The following is a 19,299-nucleotide window of genomic DNA, read 5'->3' as shown; positions in this document are numbered from 1 at the left end:
CGTGAAGGATTCGAGCCGGGCGTCCATCGCCGGCCTCGGCATCACCGAGGTCGGCAAAATCTACGGTCGCAGCGCCACCGACTTCGCCGCCGACGCGGTCCGCCGCGCCGCCGCCGACGCTGGATTGCGGGCAACAGACATCGACGGACTGCTGGTCTCCAGTGGCCTGAGGCGCGATCTCGGCATCTCCCTGGCCAATGTTCTCGGACTGCGCGATCTGCGACTGCTCACCGAAATGAACGCCTACGGTGCCACCGCGGGATCGATGCTGACGTACGCGGCCGCCGCGGTGACGAGCGGTATGGCCGAGACCGTGGCATGTGTTTTCGCCGACGCGCCATTGCAACCCAAACTGTCCGCGGGCGCGGCTTATACCGGTCGCGGCCGCAAACCGGCCACCGGCTTCGCGAGCTACAACATCGCCAGCGGCATCACCAACGCGAATGCCAGATACGCGCTCGCCACCCGTCGGCACATGGAGACCTACGGAACCACCAGCGAGCAGCTCGGGCATATCGCGGTCGCACAGCGGTCCTGGGCCGCGTTGAATCCCCTTGCCCAGCTGCGTGATCCGATCACGTTGGCGGACCACCAGAATTCCCGCTGGATCGCCGACCCCCTGCATCTGCTCGACTGCTGTCTCGTCTCCAACGGCGGGGCCGCGGTGATCGTCACCACCGCGGAGCGGGCACGAAACCTCGCGCAGCCGCCGGTCGACATCCTCGGCTGGGGCCAGGGCCATCCCGGTCAGCTCGCCGAACGGGGCTCGGAGTTCGGATTGCGCACGGGCGCAGCTATTTCCGGCCCGACCGCGCTGAAGATGGCCGGGGTCTCCGTCGGCGACGTCGACCTCGTCGAACTCTACGACTGCTACACCTTCACGGTCCTGATCACCTTGGAGGACTACGGATTCTGCGCGAAGGGTGAGGGCGGCGCGTTCGTCGCCGACGGGCGGCTCGGACCGGGAGGCGCGTTGCCGCTCAATACCGGTGGCGGGCAGCTGTCGTCGTACTACCTGTGGGGTATGACGCCTCTCACCGAAGCTGTCATCCAGGGCCGTGGTCAGGCGGGCGAGCGCCAGGTGGGCAAACGTGACGTGATCTTGGTCAGTGGCAACGGCGGTGTGCTCGATCACCATTCGACTCTCGTCTTGAAGGGGGCGTGACAACCGTGACCACACAGATCTCCGGTCCCCCGGTCGTGCGCGACGAACGCAGTGCCGAGTTCTTCGATGCCAGTGCGGCCGACCGCCTGCTCATCCGGAAGTGCTCCGATTGCGGTCATCCGCTCGGTCTGGAATCGCGCACCTGTGCATGCGGAAGCTCGAACCTGGAGTGGCACAACGCATCCGGTTCAGGTGAGCTGATTTCGTGGTCGGTGGTCCACCATCCGCCGCATCCCGCCTTCGCGGACCAGGTGCCCTTCCCGGTCGGACTGATCGAACTGGCCGAGGGACCTTGGCTCAATGCGCGCATCGTCGGCATCGAACCGGACCGGTTGCATGCCGGGTTGTCCCTGACCGTCGCGTTCGTCCATCCCGCGGAGGGCGACTCGTATCCGGTGTTCGCCCCGGCGAGCTCGAGTCCAAAGGAGGCCTAGTTGTCTGTGATCCTGACGGAGGAGCAGCGCGCGTTCGCCGCAGCGCTTCGAGCCTTCTCCGATCGAGAGGCCGGCACCCGTGAGCAGCTCGCCACGCTCTCCGACGAGCGCTTCCGCGGGCACAATCCCGAGCTGCACGAGAAGCTCGCGAAGCTGGGATATGTCGGCGTCGGCATCTCGGAAGCGCACGACGGCGGGGGCGGCGGGGCTGTGGAACTCTGCCTGCTGATCGAGGAGGTCAACCGCGGTTTGCTTCCGGTCGCGGGGCTCGGAGTCAGCATGATCGTCGCGAGTCCCTACGAGCGGTTCGGCACCGAGGATCAGAAGCAGGAAATCCTCGGCGGCATCTGCGCGGGCCGGGTCGAGGCGATCGCCATGAGCGAGCCGGACGCCGGATCCGACGTCGCCAACCTGTCCACCCGGGCCGTGTTGTCCGGCGACCACTACGTGATCAACGGACAGAAGATGTGGACCACCGCGGCGCACGTCGCGGATCACCTGCTCGTCGTGTGCCGGACCGAGCCGGCGAGCACGCGACACGAGGGCCTGAGCATGATCAGCGTGCCGACTTCGGCACCCGGCCTGACGATTCGGGCAATCGAAACCATGGGCGGGAGCGAGGTGAACGAGGTCTTCTTCACCGATGTCCGCGTTCCGGCCGACCGGCTCCTGGGCACCCCCGGCGCCGGCTGGCGGCAGCTGATGGCGGGGCTCAACCACGAACGGCTGCTCTGCGCCGCGCAGGGCCTGGGGCGCGCGCAGCGCGCCTTCGACGATGCGGTGGCATATGTCAAGGAGCGCAAGCAGTTCGGACGCACGATCGGCAGCTTCCAAGCCGTGCGCCACCGCCTCGCGGATCTCGCCACCGCGATCGAATCGACCCGGCACCTGGTCTACGGCATCGCGCACCTGGTCGACCAGAACCCCGAAACACCCTTGCCGCGTGAGGCTTCGATGGCCAAACTGCAGGCCGCCGAGCTCGCCAAACGCGCCACCCTCGAGGCGATGCAGCTGATGGGCGGCGCCGGATACGCCGTCGAGTTCGGAATGGAGCGCCAGGTTCGGCAGGCGATCGCGATAACGATCGGCGGCGGCGTCTCCGAGGTTCAGCGCGACATCATCGCCAAATCCTACGGGCTCTGAGATCGCTGCTGGCTCAACGGATCCCGATCGATAACGCATCCCCGCATGCTTCTGTTCTCCCGATGAAGGAATCGAGATGACCTCACAGATCACACCCGAACGGCTGGCGTCGTTGTTCCGCCCGCGCAGCGTCGCGCTCGTCGGTGCGTCGGACAAATCGGGGTTCTCCCTCACTACGTACCGCAATCTGCTGAAGGCAGGGTTCGGCGACCGAGTGTTCCTGGTCAACCGTCGCGGCGTGGAAACACACCGGCGGCCCACGGTCACCTCGTGTGCCGCGATCGGCGAACCGGTCGATGTCGCGTTCATGATGGTGCCGCAGGCCGGCATGCTCGATGCGCTCACCGATGCGGCCGCGGCCGGGATCCGCAACGCGGTCGTGCTGTCGTCCGGGTACGGGGAGGCGGGTGCGGCCGGTCGGCGCGCACAGACCGAACTGGTCGCCCACGCCGAATCGCTGGGCATGGTGCTGCTCGGACCGAACCACCTCGGTTTCGCCAATTTCGCCGAGCAGGTGCCGGTCGCGTCGATCCCCGGCCTGCCGCGCGAGTCCGGGCCGGTGGCGCTGCTGTCACAGAGCGGGGCCAGCTGCGGCGCGATGGTGGATTTCGCGGCCATGACCGGTATCGGACTGTCCTACCTGGTCACCCTCGGCAACGAGGCGATGATCACGGCCGGACATGTGCTGGACTACCTCGTGGACGATGAGCACACCCGGGCGGTGGCGATCTTCATGGAGGCCATCCGTGATCCGGAGGTGTTCCGCGCCGCCGCCCGCCGGGCCGCCGAAGCCGGCAAGGCCGTGGTGGTGCTCAAGGCCGGCAGCAGCGAACTGTCCGCGCGCACCGCGGCGGCGCACACCGGCGCGCTGGTCGGCGATGACGCCACGATCGACGCGATATTCCGCGACCTCGGGGTCATCCGGGTCGACACCGTCGAGGACATGCTGATCACCGCCGGCGCCGCGGCGCACCTCGGGCGCTTGGATCGGCCCGGGATCGGGGTGGTGTCGATTTCCGGTGGGGCATGCGACATCCTGGCCGACCGCGCCGATGACATCGGCGCACCGCTGCCCACCATCGCCGAGGACACGGTGGCTCAGTTGACCGCGATCCTGCCCGAGTACGGCACCGTGCAGAACCCACTGGACGTCACCGGCGCGGCGATCATCGACCCCGGCATCTTCACCCGCTGCATCGAGGCGATGTCGGCCGACCCCTCCGTCGGTGTGGTCGCGGTGATCAACACCCTGCCCTGGCAGGGTAGTGACAGCAAACCGTACGCGGCCCAGACAGCCATCAACGCCATCGGCGCCGGTATCGGCAAGGCCGCCGGACCCGTGGTCTACGTCAGCCAGGTGGTCCAGCCGATAACCGCCTATACCCGTCGAGTCATGGACGAAGCGGAGATCCCCTATGCCGTACCCGGACTGAAGCAGGCCGTGGTCGCCTTGCGCAACATCGGCTGGTGGTCGGAGACGACCAGGGATCTGATCAGCCCGCGAACACTCGACGCGCCGCAAGTAGCGCCCACGATCCGAGACAGGCGGGGTCCGTGGTCGGAAGAATCAGCCCGCCGATTGCTCACCGAGGCAGGCATTCCGGTGGTCCCGGCCCGGCTGGTCAACTCCGCGGACGACGCCGTCGCGGCAGCAGCCGAGTTCGACGGAGCCGTCGCGGTGAAGATCGTGTCGCCGGACATCCTGCACAAGAGCGACCTCGGCGGCGTGCGCCTCGGAGTGACCGGTGACGGGGAGGTCCGTCGCGCATACCGGGAGGTCGTCGCGGCAGCCGAGGCGGTTCCGGACGCCCGGATCGAGGGCGTGCTGGTGTCGCCGATGCGTTCGGGCGGTGTGGAACTACTCGTCGGCGTCGTGCGTGACCCACAGTGGGGTCTGATGCTCGCGGTCGCACTCGGCGGAGTGTTCGTCGAAGTCCTGCGCGACTCGGCCCTCACGCCCCTCCCAGTCACCCCGGCCAAAGCCCGTCGTCTCCTCGAGGAATTGCGCGGCCTCCCGCTGCTGCAGGGTGCCCGTGGCACGGACCCCGCCGATCTCGACGCCCTCGCGGCCGTAATCTCCCGCGTCGGAGCGCTCGCCGAGGCATTGGGGGAGAACCTCGAATCACTGGAAATCAACCCCTTGCGAGTGGCGGGCACCGTGGTCGAAGCCCTGGACGCCCTGGTCACCTGGAAGGACGACGCCTGACGTTACGGTGCGCGACGGAGTGGCGGCGTGCGGTCGCGATCGATGCGGGGCACACTCCTCGGGTTGAGAGCTTCATCGCCCCCGACACCGAGGTCACGATGACACCGATTCCGGATGGATTGTCGCTCAACACACTTGGCGAACTTCCGCAGTACCCGCCCGGCACATCGTTCGGCCCCGATATCGACAGCGCCCACGAGATCCTGCTGTCCGACACCGGCGAGGAGGTGAAACGGGCGGCGTTTCTCGACTGGGTCGCGCGGCATCAACCTTGCGTTTTCGGGAGAATGGCCACCAAGACGGGCAAGCCGGCGCGCGGATTGGCGATGGACCTGTGCTGGATCGGCGAGCAGATTCTGGCGGCCGGCCCGCACGCGGTCGCCGCGCGGATCGCCGAGGGCCGCCGCATCTGGAAGGAACGGGCCGCCCGCGGCGAAAGCAGTGCCTTCCTCGTCATTTTCAACGATCGTCGGCTCGCGTATGCCCGGCCGGGCCTCGAATTCGTGCGTCTGTGCAGCGAGTTGGCGTCGCTGTATCTCATCGAACTGGCGCCCATTCAGCCCGACATCATCTACACGGAGGCCATCCCGCTGCGCGGGTGCGACGGGGTGCTGCGCTTGTTCAAAGGCAGTGTGCAACTGTTCCACACCGGTGCGCACCTGCGTCGCCATCATGACCGCCGGATACCCGGCGGCGTGATGATCTCGGTGAACGGGCCCGGTCACTACGCCAATTCCCTTGTCACCCAAGGCTTGTACGCGGACCTGGCCGAAGCCGCGCCCGTGGTCCGTCGCTTGGCCGCCCGCTCGATCGGCACGGGCGGTCTCGGCGACGACCGTGCGCGCAGCACCACCTGGCACCGCGACGCCCGAACTGCCGAACGCGACACCGCCCGTTGGTTCTCCGCGGCCTATCACCTCGACGTTCTCGTCCAATCCGATGTGGTCAGTGACCCCAGCCTGCGCACTGGTCCCTGCCCTGCCTCCGAACAATGGTCCTGGCTGCACCTGGACTACATCGACGCCCGGCACACCACCCCCGCCGACCGCACCCACGGCTGGTTCCACGGGATGCCGATCCACGACAACGACATGCATCACAACCCGTGGCCGCCGGTCGTTCCCCTCGACGCACCGGACTTCAACTACTGATCCGTCGGCTGCTGCAGGTCACCTGGAAGGACGGCACCTGATGTGCAGGTGTCCTACATGTGCGCGAATTGGCCCAGGTGCAGGCATATTTCGTCGATGGCGTGCTTGGCTTGGGGGAACAGGGCGACCTCGGAGAGGAAGCCGTGGAAGACGCCGGGGTATCTGGTCAGGGTTACCGGGACTTCGTCGCGCCAGAGGCGGGCGGCGTAGGCCTCGGCGTCGTCGCGGAGGGGGTCGACTTCGGCGGTGAGGATCAGGGCGGGTGGGAGGTCGCGGAGTGAGGCGGCGCGCAGGGGTGCGGCGAGTTGGTCGCCGCCGGGGTGGTTCGGGCCGACGTACTGTTCCCAGCACCAGCGGGCGTCGGCGGCGCTGAGCAGGGGAGCGTCGGCGAAATCCGTCCAGGAGGGGGTGGAGAAGGTGTCGTCGACGGCGGGGTAGGCGAGTATCTGGGTGAGGGGGAGGGGCAGGCCCGCGTCGCGGCGGTGCAGGCAGAGGGCGGCGGCGAGGTTGCCGCCGGCGGAGTCGCCTGCGATGGCGATACGGTTCGGGTCGATGCCGAGTTCGGGGGCGTTCTCGATCAGCCAGGAGAAGGCGTCGATGCCGTCGTGTAGTGCTGCGGGGTAAGGGTTTTCGGGGGCCAGGCGGTATTCCAGGGATACGACGGTCCAGCCGGAGCCCGCGGCGATCGCACGGCACAGCTCGTCCGCGCCATCCAGGGTGCCCAGGACGAAACCGCCGCCGTGCAGGTAGACGAGCGCGGGTGCGAAGTCGCCGCCGGTGATGCCGTCCGCGCGGTACAGGCGAGCGGTGATCGTATCTGCGCGCGTGGATATGGTCAGTTGATCAACTTGATTCAGTGCTGTGATCGGCTCGGGTGGCGCTTGGGTGTTCGCCAATGTTCTGGCCTGCTCCGATCCCAGCTCGCGCAGGGGTTTCGGGATGATCTGGCCGAAGATTCTGGCCATGGCGGCGGCGTTGTCGTCGAGCAGATTCCACCAGCCCGGGGTGCTGTCGTTCATGGGAAAGCCTCGCAAGTCGTTGACAGGACGTGATCTGTGCCTCACGATCATAGTCACATGACTTAGTCATTTGACTATGAAGTTGTGTCACCGGGATCTCCTGTCGCTGGTCTGCCGCGCACGCGATCTCGTCGAATCGAAAGGACAATCAGATGACCGAAACGACGATCGGTCTCGCGGTACGCGAGGCTGACGCGGTCGGCGGGGTCGACATTCGGATCGAGGACGATGCCAGTCCGATGGTCCGGTTGATCGGCCGCACTATCGCCGATTCCGTACGCGCCAACGGCAGGGACTCCGTCGCGGCATGCGAGGGCACCATCGCGGTTCGCTCCCACGACACCCCGCAGGCCGTCACGGTCACCATCGCCGGCGATGTCGTCGCGGTGTCGAGCGGCGTATTCGTCGAGCCCGACGTGTCGGTGACCGTTGACCTGAACGGGCGGTGCGCCCTGGTCGGAGAGCCCAGTGGCGCAACTGATCTCGCTGTGGCGGTGCAGGCGCTGCTGTCGCCGCCGCTGCCGGACTGGCGGGAGGCCGCGGAGTCGTTCTGGGCCGCCGCGCGATCGGTGCCGGGCATTCCCGACATGCTCGTGGCGATCACCGAAGGCCCGGACGGCATCGATCAGCACGTCGTCGGTGCGGGCGATACGCACTATGTCATCGCGGGGCCGCCGGAGTTGCTGGCCGGGATCTTCTCGGGTGCCGACGATCTGATCGCCGCGCTGTCCACCGGCCTGGTCGGCGTGCGCGGCACGCTCTCGCAGCTGTCGGTGCTGGTCGCCGCTTCCTGGAAGGTTCGTTACGATGTCTGAAATCGCCACCGCCACTATCGATCTCGATGAGTCGGTGCACACCGTCCGGCTCGAGGCCACCAATCACGAGGGCTGTTTCCTCGGAAAGAACGTGGCGCGCAAGAAGTTCGCCGCGAGCGCGGGGTCGGGGTTCGCGATGGCCGATCTGCTGTTCGGCCTCGACCTGGGCAATGCGCCGACCTTCGGATTTCCCTTCCCGGAATGGCGTGGGCATGTCTCCGACGTGCAGTTCCGGCCCGATCTGTCGACGCTGATCGAATGGGAGCCCGGCCTGCGTTCGGTGATCGGCGACTACTGGCAGGCCGACGGCAGCCCGATCGGGATCTGTCCGCGCAATCTGGCCCGTGCCCTGGTCGAGCGGTTGGCGACCCGCGGGTACACCGCGACCGTCGCGGTGGAGATCGAGGCGACCCTGTTCCAGGAATCCATCCACGAGGCGCGGGCCAAGGGATACCGCGACCTGACCCCGCTCGGCGGTTCCGCCGGGACCGCGTATCACCTTGCCAAGTCCAAGGATTGGGTGGAGTACATGTCGGCCGTCGCGCGTCGCCTGGACGAGATCGGCATCGAGTGGGAAGCCTGGAGCGATGAGGACGCGGCCGGTCAGGTCGAATTGAATCTGGTGCCCGGCGATCCACTGTCGGTGTGCGACAACTGGGCTCGCGCCCGGCAGGTCATGCGGGAGGTGGCCTTCGAACTCGGTCGCACCGTGACCTTCATGGCCAAGCCGACCGCCGGATACGGGCAGGCGTCGCATGTGAATCTGTCCCTGCAACGCGACGGGGTCAACGCCTTCTATGCGCCCGACGGCCCATCGGCCACCATGCGGCACGCAGTGGCCGGACTGCTCGTGACCATGCGCGGCGCGACCTCGGTGATGCTGCCGCAGATCACCTCCTATCGCCGCCTGGTCGATCTGAGCGGTCCGCCGACCACCGTGACCTGGGGTATCGCCAACAAGAGCACTGCGGTGCGCGCGGTGTGCGGCCATCCTGCCCAGGCCCGGCTCGAGTACCGGCTGCCCGGCGCGGACGCGAATCTGTATCTCGCGGTCGCGACCATTCTCGCGGGCGTGGTCGCCGGACTCGACGGCGCGCTCGAACCACCCGAGCCGGTCAGCGATTTGGCCTGGTGCGTACCGGATCTGGAGCGTTTGCCCGACACGATCACCAAGGCGGCCGCCGCGCTCGAGGCCGATCCGATCCTGCGCGAGCAGCTCGGCGACGAATTCGTCGACTACTGGGTCGGCACGCGCCGCTGGGAGTGGATGCAGTTCCACACCACCGGCGGCGACCCGTTCGCCGAACTGTCGGAATGGGAATCGGCCCGATACTTCGAGTTCCCGTGACCGCGCGCGAGACGACCCGGCCGCTGATCGGCACCACCGGCCGGCGGGTCCGGCTCGGGCTGGTCCAGGGATTGGACCCCCGCTACGGCCATCTCTTCGCCGACACCTTCATGTCCGACTTCTCGGAGCGGATCGCCGGGGCGGGCGGAGTTCCGGTGAACCTGCCCTACGACGCCGATCCGGAAGCGTTGTGCCACTGGCTTTCCGGCGTGATCATCACCGGCGGCCAGGATGTGCACCCCGCGTGCTGGGGTGGCGATCCGGCGGTGGTCGGGGACGTGGATCCGCGCGATGATCCGATGGTTCACGATGTCGAACGCGACCGGTTCGAAATCGCGCTGGTCCGCGCCGCTCTGGACCGGGACGTCCCCGTACTGGGCGTGTGCCGTGGTCTGCAGATTCTCAATGTCGCGTTGGGCGGCACCCTGATTCCGCATCTGCCGCCGGGTTCGGTTGAGCACCTGTCGATGTCGCCACCGATCACCGACGGCGCGGACGATCACAAGGTGCGATTCGAGCCCGGATCGGTCGCGGAACGGATCTTCGGTGCGAGCGCGGTGACGAATTCCTGGCACCACCAGGCGGTCGACCGCTGCGGTACCGGTCTTATCGTCACCGGCCGCACAGCCGACGGCGTCGTGGAGGCGGTCGAACTGCCGGGCCGGCCGGTGCTCGGCGTCCAATGGCATCCGGAGTGGATGGAACGGACCGATCCGTCGCTGAACTGGCTTGTCGCCGAAGCGAACCGGGTCAGCGCATGTTCACCCAGGACATGAGTGGCCGCGGGGCTTCCTCGGGTGCGGGCTGCGGACGCTGTGCGCCGGGCTCGGCCCCGAGATTGACCGCCATCCAGGCGTCCAGTGCGCCCAGGGTGAGCTCGATCTGACGCCGTGCCGCAGCGTCATCGGTGAACACCAGCCAGTTGAGGGCGAACCCGTCCGACAGGGCGGACACCATGTAGATCAGCGCCTCGACGGTGTCCGGCGCGATCACCTCGCCCGAGGCGGTCGCGGCGGAGTCGATGATCCTGCGCATGGTCGTGTACGCCTCGCTGTAGACCATCTCGGCCTGCTTGTCCGATTGGCGTCGGGCCCAGCTGATCAATTCGATGATGGCCGCGCCGAGGTCCGGATTCGCGAGGTACCACTCCATCACCCCGCGCAGCAGGGCCCGCGCGCTGGTCGGCACATCGCCGTGAACATCGTTGCGCGTCAACACATCCCGGTACTGCGCGGCGACATGCTCGAAGACGGCCGCGAACAGCAGCTCCTTCGTGGCGAAGCAGTAGTGCAGGGTGGCCAGCGGGGCGCCGGCCTCCTGCGCGATGGAGCGGGTGGTCGCCCCGTCCACGCCACGGGCGGCGATCATGCGGACCGCGGCGGCCACCAGATCAGCGCGCCGTTCGGCGGTGGGGATGCGTGCCATGCGCTACTCCTGTCGAGATTTCCGATCGTTTGATCAAGTCAATTCTGACATTACCAGCCGTAAAGGCGGGTTGCGTACAGCTGGCCTGCATTTTTCATTGACTGGATCATATGACTTGATCAAATGATCGTGTCGGTTTATCGTTATGACTGGCGTCACAAGCCGGCTCCGATCTACGAGCCGCTCGCCATCGCAAAACTCCGAAGAGGACTCCCCGTGATCCACGAAGATTCAGTCCATCCAGAACAGGCCGGCGAACTCGATCGCCTGGCCGTGGACCCGCCGATCGACACCCTTGTCGGGCTGCTGGCGCATCGGGCCCTGCATTCCCGCGATCGCGAGTTTCTCCGGTTCGAGGACGGTTCCTGGACCTTCGGTGAGATCGCCGACTGGACTGCACGTCTGGCGCGGCGGCTGGTCGAGGAGGACGGCGTCCGTCCGGGCGACCGGGTCGCGATCCTGTTGCCCAACGAAGTGTGGTGGCCGGTCGCCTGGTTGTCGATCCTCGCCGCGGGCGGAGTCGCCGTGCCGGTGAACTCGGCCTATCGGCGTGCGGATCTGGAATTCGTACTCCGGGATTCGGGTGCGCGGCTGGTGTTCACCGACGCGGCACACGCACCGCTCGCCGACGAGGTGCGCGTCGCGAACAGCGATCTGGCCGATGTCCGGGTTATCGAGGTCGCCGAATCTGGGGACCTCGCACGCTTCCCCGCGCAGGCTCCCGTGGTCGGCACCACCGGCGCGACGCTCGCCAACCTCCAATACACCTCGGGGACAACCGGATTCCCGAAGGCCTGCATGCTGACCCATGACTACTGGACCAGACTCGGGTGGGTCTGCGCCCATGCCGCGGGCCTCGGCCCAGGCGATGTGGCGCTCACGTCGCAGCCGTTCTCCTATATGGATCCGCAGTGGAACACCGCGCTGTGCCTGACGATCGGCGCGCCGCTGGTGGTGCTGCCCCGGTTCTCGGCCTCGGGATTCATGGCCGCTGTGCGCAGACACCGGGCCACGTTCTGCTACGTGCTCGGCTCGATGCCGACCCTGCTGTTCAAGCAGCCACCCGATATCCGGGACCGCGACAACGAGCTGCGCATCGTGCTGTGCTCGGCCATCCCGGTGGCACTGCACGCGCAGCTCGAACAGCGCTGGGGCGCACCGTGGCGGGAGATCTTCGGGATGACCGAGAGCGGCGTCGACCTGGTCAGCCTGCCCGAGGACACCGCGGACGTCGGCACTGGCCGGCTGGGCCGCCCGGTGCCCACGAAAAAGGTCCGGGTGGTCGACCCGCAGGGGATGGACGTCGCCGAGGGACAGCCCGGTGAACTGATCACCTCGGGCGTGCCGATGATGCTCGGCTACTGGAACCGGCCCGGTGACACCGCGCAGGTGCTACGCGGAGGCTGGCTGCACACCGGCGATATCGCGATCCGCGAAGCGGGCGGCTACCGCCTGGTGGGCCGGACCAAGGACATGATCCGGCGCGGCGGCGAGAACATCGCCGCCGCCGAGGTCGAAAGGGCGCTGGAACGCGACCGCAGCGTCGTCGCGAGCGCTGTGCTCGGCGTGCCGGACGACCTGTTCGGCGAGGAGGTCAAAGCCTTCGTGCAACTGGCTCCCGGCGTCGAGAGGAGCGAGGCGACCGCACGCCGGATCGTCGATGCCGCACGAGAGCAGTTGGCGCGCTTCAAAATTCCGCGCTACGTGGAGTTCGTCGACGACTTCCCGCGTACCCCGTCCGAACGGGTGTCGAAGCCGGTGCTGCGCGCGCGGGCCGCCGAACGCCCCGGCGTCACCTACGACCTGCAGCCTCCCCGGCACGACGGATGAGGACCCGGAGATGACCGACAACCACCTGGACGTACGCGTCGACGAGGACATCGCGGTACTCACACTGAACCGCCCCGCGAAGCTGAACGTCCTGGACCGGGACACCCGAGTGCTGCTCGCGCAAACCATCCGCCGATTCGGTGCGGGGGAGTGCGTACGCGGGATCGTGCTGACGGGCGCGGGCCGGGCCTTCTCCGCCGGTGAGGATCTGCGGCAGGCGCCGGCCACCTATGCCGAGATGCAGGCGGCATTCGCCACCTTCCACGACATCACCCGCGCGATCCTCGAGACGAAAGTCCCCGTGATCGCGGCCGTGAACGGGATCGCCGTCGGCGGCGCCTCGGAGATCACCCTGTGTTGCGACGCCCGGATCGGCAGCCCTGCCGCCGAGTACTTCCAGCCCGAAAACCACCGCGGAATCATCATTTCCAACGCCTCCAGCATTCTGATGCGCCGCCTGGTCCGCAACCACGCGATGCGAATCATCCTGGGCTCGAACCGGATCAGCGCGGACGAGGCGCGGCGGATCGGTCTGCTCGACGAGATCGTCGCCCCGGAACTGCTCGTGCACCGCGCGAGTGAGGTTGCCCGGCAATGGAACTCCGATCGCCGCATCACCGCACTGCATCTGGGGCTGCTGCGGCCGCGTCCCGAAGACATCGAGGCCGCCTTCGCGCGGGAGGACGAAGCGGCCCGCCTGGCCTGGGAGTCCGGCGCCTTCAGCGATGGCGTCGCGGGCTTCTGGGCTGCCAAGAACGCGGCGTCGGCGGCGCCCGCACCGACCAATCGAGATCGGAGACAATCATGATCACCACCGAAGCGGCGCTGCTCACCGCGCTGAACGAACCTCTGGAGTTCACCGAGATCCAGGTGGACGACCCGGAGCCCCACGAGGTCCGTGTCGCGGTCACGAATGTCGGCCTGTGCCACAGCGATCTGCACTACATGACCGGAACCGTGCACGCCGACCTGCCCGTGGTGGTCGGTCACGAGCTGGGGGGCATCGTGGAATCGGTTGGGGCCGCAGTGTCTTCGCTGCGGCCGGGTGATCGCGTGGTCGGTGCGCTCACGCCCTCGTGCGGGCTGTGCCGCAACTGTCAGGTCGGGCATTCGACCCAATGTCAGCGTGCTTCTCAGATCCGGCAGCGTCCCCGCCCCGCCTTCCAGCTGCCCGACGGCCGAGTCGTCGAGCGGCTCGGTGATGTGGGCGCGTTCTCCCGCCACACGCTGATGCGGGAGAACGCGCTGGTGAAGATGCCCGATGAGGTCGGCCTCGAGGTGGGCTGTCTGCTCTCGTGCTGCGTCATCACCGGTGTCGGCGCGGTATTCCGCGGTGCGCAGGTGCGACCCGGCTCGACTGTCGCCGTAATCGGTTGTGGCGGTGTGGGTTCGGCGATCATCCAGGGCGCACGGCTGGCCGGCGCGTCGGCGATCGTCGCCGTGGATCTCGACGACGCCCGGCTCGCCGCGGCACGCACCTACGGCGCCACCCACACCGTGAACGGCGCGGCCGATGTCCCCGCCGAGATCACGCGCCTGCTCGGTGACGGCGTGGACTACGCGTTCGAGGCCGTCGGCTCCGCGCGGACCGCCGCCACCGCCCTGTCCGTACTGCGGGCCACCGGGACGGCGTGCCTGGTCGGAATCGCGCCCGACGGAACCCAATTGACGGTTCCGGCCGCAGATTTCTTCTTCGGTGAAAAGCGCCTGATCGGCTCGTACATGGGCTCGGGCCAGGCGCACGAGGACATCACCCAGTTCGCCCGCCTGTACCTGCAGGGCAGCCTGCTGCTCGACGAGATGGTCAGCGACATCATCCCATTCCGCGCGCTCGACAAGGGCTTCGAGGCGATGAAGTCCGGCGAGGTGACCCGCATCGTCGCCGACCTCACCGTCTGACCCCGCCGAATCCGCCCCGAACGCCGAAGGAACCGCAGATGTCGAATCCGCAACTGCCCCAGCCGATCAACTACATCGCCGACGCGTGGTCCGAGTGCGTGACCATCCCGGACGCCTGGAATCTGGACCCCAATACCGGCCATCCCGTGCACCGGGCCGTCACCACCCGCCCCGAGGACGTGGAACGCGCACTGCGCCATGCCGAACTGTCCTACGGCTTCGAACGCTGGGACGACGCGGCGAGCGAGGAACGCGTCGCCGTGCTCGAGCGTGCAGCCGACCTCGTCGCGTCCCGGATCGAGGACATCGCCTACACCGATGCCCTCACCAGCGGCGTCCCGATCGCCAAGACACGCATGATCGCGCAGTTCCTGCCGCATCGAATCCGTTCCGCGGCAGCGGATCTGCGCGCCATCCCACGGCGTACCGCCTTGGCGGCCGGCGGACGCGACGTGCGGTTGTACAAGGTCCCGTGGGGGCCCGCGGCCATCCTCACCCCCTGGAACGGTCCGAGTTTCATCCCCGCCGCGAAGCTGGCCAGTGCGCTGGCCGCCGGATGCCCCGTCATCCTCAAGCCGTCGGAGCACGCGCCCAGCAGCGCCCAGATCATCGTCGAATGCTTCGTCACGGCCGGATTGCCATCGGGCGCACTGCAACTCGTGCACGGTGCGGGCGATGTGGGTGCGGCGATCACCGGTGATCACCGGGTGCGGATCGTCTCCTTCACCGGCGGCCCGAACGCCGGTCGCGCCATCGCCCGCGCGGCGGCCGAGGACTTCAAGGTGCTCCAGCTCGAGCTCGGCGGCAACAACCCGGCACTGGTACTGGCCGACGCCGATATCGACGTCACCGCCGACGGACTCCTCGACGGAATGACCAAACTCAACGGCCAGTGGTGCGAGGGACCGGGAAAGGTCCTGGCGCACACCAGTCTTGTCGAACCCCTGCGCGAAGCACTGCTGGATCGCCTGGCCCGCCTCGAGATCGGGCACTCCCTGGACGAGAACACCCAGCTCGGCCCCATCTCGAATGCCCCGCACTTCGCCACGCTGCACAACCGCATCGACGCGCTGCGCGCCCACGGCGCGGTCATCGATCAGCCCGCGAAACTGCCGGAGCTCGACGGCTTCTTCCTGTCGCCCACGGTCGCCTCGGGTATCGACGCGGCGGTCGCGACCGCCGAGCTGTTCGGGCCGCTGCTCACCCTGCATGGCGTCGAATCCGACGAGGAGGGCCTGCGCGTGGCCAACGCCAACCCCTCGGGCCTGGACGCCTACGTCTTCGGCCGCGACCTCGACCACGCCATCGACATCGGCGCGCGCGTGCGGTCCGGCGAGGTGCGCGTGAACGGCGCGAAGATCGCCGATCTTGCCGAAGGCTCGGCCCAAAGCTTCTGGGGCACTGCGGGAATCGGTGGTCACGCTCCCGGTGAATCCGTCCGGGTGTTCTGCGGCGACCGCGTGGTCGGCGTCGATTCCCCCGACCTTCCCCTGTAATCACCCCTTCGACGAAAGCGGCACTCTCCATGAACTCCACCTCCACCGCAGACACCGGGATCGTCGACGTCATCGGCGTCGGCGCCGGATTCTCCGGCCTCTACCTCGCACACCGGCTCACCACCGCCGGATGGTCCTTCGCGGGCTTCGAAGCCGGACCCGATGTCGGCGGCACCTGGTTCTGGAACACCTACCCGGGTGCGCGCTGTGACGTCGAGAGCATCTACTACTCGTACTCTTTCGACGAAGCGCTCCAACAGGAATGGACCTGGAGTCAGCGGTTCGCGCCGCAAGCCGAGATCCTCGCCTACATCAACCATGTCGCCGACCGCTTCGACCTGCGCAAGAACTTCACGTTCGGCACCCGCGTGGTCGGCGGCACCTGGAATGCGGCCGAGCGGTGCTGGGAGGTGCGGCTGGACAACGGCGAAACCCGGCGCGGCCGCTACCTGATCTCGGGCGCCGGAGGACTTTCCACCCCGAAGGATTTCGACGTGCCCGGCCTCGGGAACTTCACCGGGCTCCAGGTTTCCACCAGCAGCTGGAACATCACTCTCGACGACCTCGCCGGCAAGCGGGTCGCCGTGATCGGCACCGGATCGTCCGGGGTGCAGGCGATCCCGCTGATCGCGCAGGTCGCCGAGCACGTCACGGTCTTCCAGCGCACGCCGAACTATGTGATGCCGGCCCGCAACACAGAACTGTCCGCGGCGCAGATCGAAGCCATCAAGAACGACTACCCGGCGATCCGTGAGGAATGCCGGCACTCGCCCGGCGGCATCCCCGACCGTCCCGCCGCTGACAGGGCATTCGACGTCTCGGCCGAGGAACGCCGGCGACGCTACGAACTCGCCTACGAGCTCAGCGGATTCAATGGCGTCGGCGGCGAATTCGCCGACCTGCTCGTCGACGCCGAAGCCAACCGGACCGCAGCGGAATTCCTGCACGACAAGATCCGTGCAATCGTCCGGGACCCGGCCACCGCCGAACTGCTGGTGCCCAGGTACCACCCCTTCGGCGCCAAGCGCAGCTGCTTCGGAACCGACTACTACGAGACCTTCAACCGGCCCAACGTGTCGGTGGTGTCGCTGCGTGACGAGCCGATCGAGACGATGACCGCGAACGCGATCGTCACCTCGAAGAACGCGTACGAGGCCGACGCCCTGGTGCTCGCCATCGGGTTCGACGCCTTCACCGGCCCGCTGTACGGGCTCGGACTCACCGGCGCGTCCGGCCGGAAGCTGCAGGACGCCTGGCAGGACGGTGTCCGCACCTACCTCGGGATCATGACCGCGGACTTCCCCAACTTCTTCATGGTCGCGGGCCCGCAGAGTCCCGCGCTCGCCAGCAATGTGGTGATGACCATCGAGCAGGCCGTCGACTGGATCGCCGATCTGATGGAGCACGCCCGCGAGCGCGGCGCCGCGGTCGTCGAGGCCACCACCGAAGGCCAGGGCGACTGGGTTGACATCACTGAAAAGACCGTCGCCGCAACGCTTTACGCAACCACCGAGTCCTGGTATCGAGGCTCGAACGTGGAAGGTAAGCCCAGCACCTTCATGGGATATGTGGGCGGTGTCGGCAAGTACCGCCGCATGTGTACCGAGATCGCCAAGCGCGGCTACCCCGGCGTCGAGATCGACGGCCAGGCGCAGATCCGCACTCTCGGTCCGATCCACGAGGAGATCTCATGAGCACCGCAATCCATCGCCGGTACGTCGCCTTCTCCGATGCCCACTACGCCGGTAACCTCGTCGACGGCGCGTTCGCTTTGAAACTGTTCGGCGATGTCGGCACCGACCTGTCGATCGAGATCGACGGCCATGAGGGCCTGTTCGCCGGATACTCCTTGGTCGAATTCCTCGCCCCGGTGCGCGGCGGCGATGTCGTCGAAGCCGAGGCCCGGCTGGTGAAGAAGGGGAACCGAAGTCGCACAGTCGATTTCGAGCTCCGTGTGGTCTGCCGCGCGGCCGGCGATTCCGGCCGCTCTCGAGTTCTCGAATCACCGCTGGTCGCGGTACGTGCCCGTGGCACCGCGGTGATCCCCGACGAAAAGAAGGGATCGTCATGAAACTACTCCACGAAACCGGTTGGGCGGCAACACCTGCCCACTCGGAAGCGTCCTTGGATAAGGAGATCACCTGCGATGTCGTGGTGATCGGCGGTGGCGTGGGCGGTATGTCGGCGGCCTTGCGCGCGGCCGAGAACGGCGCCGATGTGGTGCTACTCGAATCACATACCCTCGGTTGGGGCGCCAGTTCCCGCAACGCCGGGTACATCACGAACTCCATCGCGGCCGATCCGGAGCTGCTCCGGCTGCTGCTCAAACCCGAACGCCTGCGCAACTTGTACCGGTATGCCGAGAATTCGGTGCATTTCGCCGAAGAGGCCATCGCCCGCCACGAGATCGACTGCGGCTTCCAGCGCGAGGGCATCGTGATGGCCGCGGTCTCCAAGGGGCAGCTGCGGCACGCGCGTCGCAATGCGAAGGCGATGGCCGAGGCCGGATCGTCGGCCGAGTTCGTCGAGGGCCGCGCAGCAGGGCTGCCGGAGGGCTTTCTGGGCGGCGTGCGCGAGGGCGTCGGCGGCACGCTCAATCCGGGTGAGTTCGTCCTCGGTCTGCGGGCCGCGACGATCGCGTCCGGTGTGCGCGTCTGCGAGCACAGCCCGGCCCGCGATGTCGCCGACACAGGTGATCAGGTCATCGTCACGACCCCGGACGGCAGGGTGCGAGCGCGAAAGGCATTGCTGACGACCAATGCCTACAGCGCGGGCCTGTCCATCGCGCCGAAGCGTCTCGCCACTCCGGTGTGGACTTCGCTGGTCGAGACCGAACCGGTCGCCGCCGAGCGGCTCGACGAGATCGGCTGGACCAGTCGCGCACCGATGGTCACGCTGCACATGATCCTCGAGAGCTACCGCGTCACACCTCGGGGCACCATCGTGTTCGGCACCCGCCGGCTCCAGACCGGACGGAACCCGCTGCCCGACCGCACACCCGACCCGAAGGTCGCCGACGACCTGGTCCGCGGATTCCACGACCGCTTCCCGGGCCTGCGAGATGTCAAGGCGCAGAGCGCATGGGGCGGCTGGATCGGCATGAGCTCCACCTGGCTTCCAGTTGCCGGCGAGGCCTCCGACAACGTGCTCTACTCGCTCGCCTGCAATGGCCACGGCTTCGCCCAGGCCCAGTACGTCGGTCACCTGCTCGCCGACAGCGCCGCCGGTAAGGCAATGCACGACGACCTTGCCGCGATCTGGCACGGCCGAAAGCGCTTCGCCCCCAGTTTCGTCAGCGGACCCGCGCTCTACGCGGGCTGGCTCGCCGACCGTGTCTCGGACCGCCTGGCAGCCCTCACGAAATAGCC

At 67.6% G+C, this 19,299-nt stretch carries 17 protein-coding genes; 15 read left to right on the top strand and 2 right to left on the bottom strand.

What is annotated here, in order from left to right:
* Position 1: 1 nt before the first annotated feature.
* The 5 genes from H0264_RS26345 to H0264_RS26325 all read left to right on the top strand — a co-directional run bounded on the left by H0264_RS26345 (position 2) and on the right by H0264_RS26325 (position 6,099).
* The gene (locus H0264_RS26345; protein ID WP_181580038.1) at positions 2-1,165 is read left to right on the top strand and encodes a thiolase family protein; all 1,164 of its coding nucleotides are present in this window, start codon (positions 2-4) and stop codon (positions 1,163-1,165) included.
* Between the two features lie 5 nt (positions 1,166-1,170).
* Positions 1,171-1,599 (top strand): Zn-ribbon domain-containing OB-fold protein, encoded by a 429-nt coding sequence (locus H0264_RS26340; RefSeq protein WP_181580037.1) that lies wholly within the window; start codon positions 1,171-1,173, stop codon positions 1,597-1,599.
* A complete protein-coding gene (locus H0264_RS26335; RefSeq protein WP_181580036.1) occupies positions 1,600-2,742 on the top strand; it encodes an acyl-CoA dehydrogenase family protein in 1,143 nt (380 codons plus the stop codon).
* Positions 2,743-2,818: 76 nt separating this feature from the next.
* Positions 2,819-4,948: an acetate--CoA ligase family protein gene (locus H0264_RS26330; protein ID WP_181580035.1), complete on the top strand. Its 2,130-nt coding sequence runs from the start codon at positions 2,819-2,821 to the stop codon at positions 4,946-4,948.
* A 98-nt stretch (positions 4,949-5,046) separates the two neighbouring features.
* Entirely contained in the window at positions 5,047-6,099 is a 1,053-nt protein-coding gene (locus H0264_RS26325) for a hypothetical protein (RefSeq protein ID WP_181580034.1), read from the top strand.
* A gap of 53 nt (positions 6,100-6,152) precedes the next feature.
* On the opposite strand, the gene H0264_RS26320 is transcribed toward H0264_RS26325, so the two are convergent.
* Entirely contained in the window at positions 6,153-7,118 is a 966-nt protein-coding gene (locus H0264_RS26320) for an alpha/beta hydrolase (protein WP_181580033.1), read from the bottom strand.
* Between the two features lie 152 nt (positions 7,119-7,270).
* On the opposite strand from H0264_RS26320, the gene H0264_RS26315 reads away from it, so the two are divergent.
* From H0264_RS26315 to H0264_RS26305, 3 genes are read left to right on the top strand one after another with little or no spacing between them, the layout of a single operon-like run.
* Positions 7,271-7,933 (top strand): hypothetical protein, encoded by a 663-nt coding sequence (locus tag H0264_RS26315; RefSeq protein ID WP_181580032.1) that lies wholly within the window; start codon positions 7,271-7,273, stop codon positions 7,931-7,933.
* Positions 7,926-9,281, top strand: a complete 1,356-nt coding sequence (locus tag H0264_RS26310; RefSeq protein WP_181580031.1) for a glutamine synthetase family protein — start codon at positions 7,926-7,928, stop codon at positions 9,279-9,281. Before H0264_RS26315 ends, H0264_RS26310 begins: the two co-directional genes overlap by 8 nt.
* A complete protein-coding gene (locus tag H0264_RS26305) occupies positions 9,278-10,057 on the top strand; it encodes a gamma-glutamyl-gamma-aminobutyrate hydrolase family protein (RefSeq protein WP_244975950.1) in 780 nt (259 codons plus the stop codon). Before H0264_RS26310 ends, H0264_RS26305 begins: the two co-directional genes overlap by 4 nt.
* Here H0264_RS26305 and H0264_RS26300 read toward each other — a convergent pair.
* Positions 10,032-10,706 (bottom strand): TetR/AcrR family transcriptional regulator, encoded by a 675-nt coding sequence (locus tag H0264_RS26300; protein WP_181580029.1) that lies wholly within the window; start codon positions 10,704-10,706, stop codon positions 10,032-10,034. The two genes, H0264_RS26305 and H0264_RS26300, sit on opposite strands and share 26 nt — an antisense overlap.
* Before the next feature lie 216 nt (positions 10,707-10,922).
* Here H0264_RS26300 and H0264_RS26295 point away from each other — a divergent pair, with 216 nt between their 5' ends.
* The 7 genes from H0264_RS26295 to H0264_RS26265 are packed head-to-tail and all read left to right on the top strand — an operon-like array spanning position 10,923 to position 19,297.
* Entirely contained in the window at positions 10,923-12,536 is a 1,614-nt protein-coding gene (locus tag H0264_RS26295; RefSeq protein ID WP_244975949.1) for a class I adenylate-forming enzyme family protein, read from the top strand.
* A 10-nt stretch (positions 12,537-12,546) separates the two neighbouring features.
* Complete coding sequence (locus tag H0264_RS26290; RefSeq protein WP_181580027.1) at positions 12,547-13,344, top strand: enoyl-CoA hydratase/isomerase family protein; 798 nt, start codon at positions 12,547-12,549, stop codon at positions 13,342-13,344.
* Complete coding sequence (locus H0264_RS26285) at positions 13,341-14,435, top strand: Zn-dependent alcohol dehydrogenase (protein ID WP_181580026.1); 1,095 nt, start codon at positions 13,341-13,343, stop codon at positions 14,433-14,435. Before H0264_RS26290 ends, H0264_RS26285 begins: the two co-directional genes overlap by 4 nt.
* A gap of 38 nt (positions 14,436-14,473) precedes the next feature.
* The gene (locus tag H0264_RS26280; RefSeq protein WP_181580025.1) at positions 14,474-15,931 is read left to right on the top strand and encodes an aldehyde dehydrogenase family protein; all 1,458 of its coding nucleotides are present in this window, start codon (positions 14,474-14,476) and stop codon (positions 15,929-15,931) included.
* 29 nt (positions 15,932-15,960) lie between these two features.
* Positions 15,961-17,625 carry a flavin-containing monooxygenase gene (locus H0264_RS26275; RefSeq protein ID WP_181580024.1) on the top strand — a complete coding sequence of 555 codons (1,665 nt, stop codon included), beginning with the start codon at positions 15,961-15,963 and terminating at the stop codon, positions 17,623-17,625.
* Complete coding sequence (locus H0264_RS26270) at positions 17,622-18,002, top strand: hotdog domain-containing protein (RefSeq protein WP_181580023.1); 381 nt, start codon at positions 17,622-17,624, stop codon at positions 18,000-18,002. Before H0264_RS26275 ends, H0264_RS26270 begins: the two co-directional genes overlap by 4 nt.
* Positions 17,999-19,297, top strand: a complete 1,299-nt coding sequence (locus H0264_RS26265) for an NAD(P)/FAD-dependent oxidoreductase (RefSeq protein ID WP_181580022.1) — start codon at positions 17,999-18,001, stop codon at positions 19,295-19,297. The genes H0264_RS26270 and H0264_RS26265 overlap by 4 nt, the downstream gene beginning before the upstream one ends.
* Positions 19,298-19,299 lie beyond the last annotated feature (2 nt).

Source organism: Nocardia huaxiensis (assembly GCF_013744875.1).
GTDB classification, from domain to species: Bacteria; Actinomycetota; Actinomycetes; order Mycobacteriales; family Mycobacteriaceae; genus Nocardia; species Nocardia huaxiensis.
The sequence above is the reverse complement of the archived record's forward strand: the minus strand, read 5'-3'. Positions and strand labels throughout refer to the sequence as shown.

Excerpts from the sequence above, each read along its gene's own strand:
- H0264_RS26330 (WP_181580035.1), top strand. The coding sequence starts at position 2,819 with ATGACCTCACAGATCACACCCGAACGGCTGGCGTCGTTGTTCCGCCCG.
- H0264_RS26325 (WP_181580034.1), top strand. The coding sequence starts at position 5,047 with ATGACACCGATTCCGGATGGATTGTCGCTCAACACACTTGGCGAACTT.
- H0264_RS26320 (WP_181580033.1), bottom strand. The coding sequence starts at position 7,118 with ATGAACGACAGCACCCCGGGCTGGTGGAATCTGCTCGACGACAACGCC.
- H0264_RS26315 (WP_181580032.1), top strand. The coding sequence starts at position 7,271 with ATGACCGAAACGACGATCGGTCTCGCGGTACGCGAGGCTGACGCGGTC.
- H0264_RS26310 (WP_181580031.1), top strand. The coding sequence starts at position 7,926 with ATGTCTGAAATCGCCACCGCCACTATCGATCTCGATGAGTCGGTGCAC.
- H0264_RS26300 (WP_181580029.1), bottom strand. The coding sequence starts at position 10,706 with ATGGCACGCATCCCCACCGCCGAACGGCGCGCTGATCTGGTGGCCGCC.
- H0264_RS26290 (WP_181580027.1), top strand. The coding sequence starts at position 12,547 with ATGACCGACAACCACCTGGACGTACGCGTCGACGAGGACATCGCGGTA.
- H0264_RS26285 (WP_181580026.1), top strand. The coding sequence starts at position 13,341 with ATGATCACCACCGAAGCGGCGCTGCTCACCGCGCTGAACGAACCTCTG.
- H0264_RS26280 (WP_181580025.1), top strand. The coding sequence starts at position 14,474 with ATGTCGAATCCGCAACTGCCCCAGCCGATCAACTACATCGCCGACGCG.
- H0264_RS26275 (WP_181580024.1), top strand. The coding sequence starts at position 15,961 with ATGAACTCCACCTCCACCGCAGACACCGGGATCGTCGACGTCATCGGC.
- H0264_RS26270 (WP_181580023.1), top strand. The coding sequence starts at position 17,622 with ATGAGCACCGCAATCCATCGCCGGTACGTCGCCTTCTCCGATGCCCAC.
- H0264_RS26265 (WP_181580022.1), top strand. The coding sequence starts at position 17,999 with ATGAAACTACTCCACGAAACCGGTTGGGCGGCAACACCTGCCCACTCG.